This window comes from Collinsella intestinalis DSM 13280, assembly GCF_000156175.1.
In the GTDB taxonomy this organism is placed as follows: Bacteria; Actinomycetota; Coriobacteriia; order Coriobacteriales; family Coriobacteriaceae; genus Collinsella; species Collinsella intestinalis.
Window position 1 is genome coordinate 1 of the sequence record NZ_GG692711.1, and the last position, 2,221, is coordinate 2,221.

The 2,221-nt window shown below is 62.0% G+C and carries 2 rRNA genes; both read right to left on the reverse strand.

Going from position 1 to position 2,221, the window contains the following annotated elements:
- Positions 1–141 (reverse strand): 23S ribosomal RNA (locus COLINT_RS06585); the annotation flags it as partial.
- Positions 142–452: 311 nt separating this feature from the next.
- Positions 453–1,960, reverse strand: a 16S ribosomal RNA gene (locus COLINT_RS06590).
- Positions 1,961–2,221 lie beyond the last annotated feature (261 nt).

Genomic DNA, 2,221 nt, shown 5'->3' on the forward strand with positions numbered 1-2,221 from the left:
ACTTCTCCTGGCGGGTTCGCCCATTCGGAGACCCGCGGGTCGAAGGGTGTGTGCCCCTAACCGCGGATTATCGCAGCTTGCCGCGTCCTTCATCGGCTCCATGTGCCAAGGCATCCGCCGTGCGCCCTAGATATCTTCCCGCACGACCGTGCGGGACGCCGTATCTAGACACTTGAATGTCTGGGTGTCGCATACGCTCGGTGACTTTCGTCACCGGCGATCGTCATGCAACTTACTATATTTGCAGATTGGAAGATATATCTCATATCTCAATATAGAAGAATCGATCAGATCGTAATAGATCCGTCTTGTCGCTATGCGGCTCTCAAGGTACGCGGGGCTACCCCGGGGACCGGACACGCGAAGGGGCGGGCGGAGACTCGGGCACACCTGCGCCGTAACATTGTGAGATTTGGTTCTCTGTTGCTTTCTAGTAAGCTGATTCTCCCTAGAAAGGAGGTGATCCAGCCGCACGTTCCCGTACGGCTACCTTGTTACGACTTCACCCCCCTCACCCTCCACACCTTCGGCGCCTCCCCCCAGATGGTTGGGCCGGCGACTTCGGGTGCAGACGACTCGGGTGGTGTGACGGGCGGTGTGTACAAGGCCCGGGAACGCATTCACCGCGGCATGCTGATCCGCGATTACTAGCAACTCCGACTTCATGGGGGCGGGTTGCAGCCCCCAATCCGAACTGGGGCCGGCTTTCAGGGATCCGCTCCGGCTCGCGCCATCGCATCCCGCTGTACCGGCCATTGTAGCACGTGTGCAGCCCAGGGCATAAGGGGCATGATGACTTGACGTCGTCCCCGCCCTCCTCCGGATTGACTCCGGCGGTCCCGCATGGGTGCCCCACCCGAGGTGCTGGCAACATGGCGGCGGGGGTTGCGCTCGTTGCTGGACTTAACCAAACATCTCACGACACGAGCTGACGACAGCCATGCACCACCTGTGACCGCTCCTCTCGGCCACCGGGTCTCCCCGGCTTCACGGTCATGTCAAGCCCTGGTAAGGTTCTTCGCGTTGCTTCGAATTAAGCCACATGCTCCGCTGCTTGTGCGGGCCCCCGTCAATTCCTTTGAGTTTTAGCCTTGCGGCCGTACTCCCCAGGCGGGACGCTTAATGCGTTGGCTGCGGCACGGAGGGATCGTCCCCCCACACCTAGCGTCCATCGTTTACGGCTGGGACTACCAGGGTATCTAATCCTGTTCGCTCCCCCAGCTTTCGCGCCTCAGCGTCGGTCTCGGCCCAGAGGGCCGCCTTCGCCACCGGTGTTCCACCCGATATCTGCGCATTCCACCGCTACACCGGGTGTTCCACCCTCCCCTACCGGACCCGAGCCCGGCGGTTCAGGGGGCGGGACGGGGTTGAGCCCCGCCATTTGACCCCCTGCCTGCCGGGCCGCCTACGCGCGCTTTACGCCCAATGAATCCGGATAACGCTCGCCCCCTACGTATTACCGCGGCTGCTGGCACGTAGTTAGCCGGGGCTTCTTCTGCAGGTACCGTCTTGTCTCATCCCTGCTGAAAGCGGTTTACGACCCGAGGGCCTTCGTCCCGCACGCGGCGTCGCTGCGTCACGGGTTCCCCCCATTGCGCAAGATTCCCCACTGCTGCCTCCCGTAGGAGTCTGGGCCGTGTCTCAGTCCCAATCTGGCCGGTCGGTCTCTCAACCCGGCTACCCGTCGTCGGCACGGTGGGCCGTCACCCCGCCGTCTACCTGATGGGCCGCGGAGCCATCCCCTCCCGTCTGGGCTTTGCCCGCGGGGCCATGCGGCCCTGCGGGGTCATCCGGTATTACCCACGGTTTCCCGAGGCTATCCCGGAGGAGGGGGCGGGTTCTCCACGTGTTACTCAGCCGTTCGCCACTCGCTTCCACCCGAGGGTGGGTGCCGTTCGACTTGCATGTGTTAGGCGCGCCGCCAGCGTTCATCCTGAGCCAGGATCGAACTCTCCGTCCAATATGATGGCCGGGCCAGGAGGCCCGGTCGCGATCATGGTTGGCGCGGAGTGCCCGTCCCGACCAGCTTCTCGCTGGATCGGATTCCATTCGATGTATTAGCGTTCTGTAAACTGGTTAAGGAAAAGTTGAACGGGGCCTGACTAAGTCAGACCTTACACAACTGTTCTTGAAAAGTACATCACTGCTGACACCTTCTAAATGGTGTCTCCACTTTGTTCCGTCTCTTCGCGGTATCCGGTTCTCAACGGTACCCCGCCGG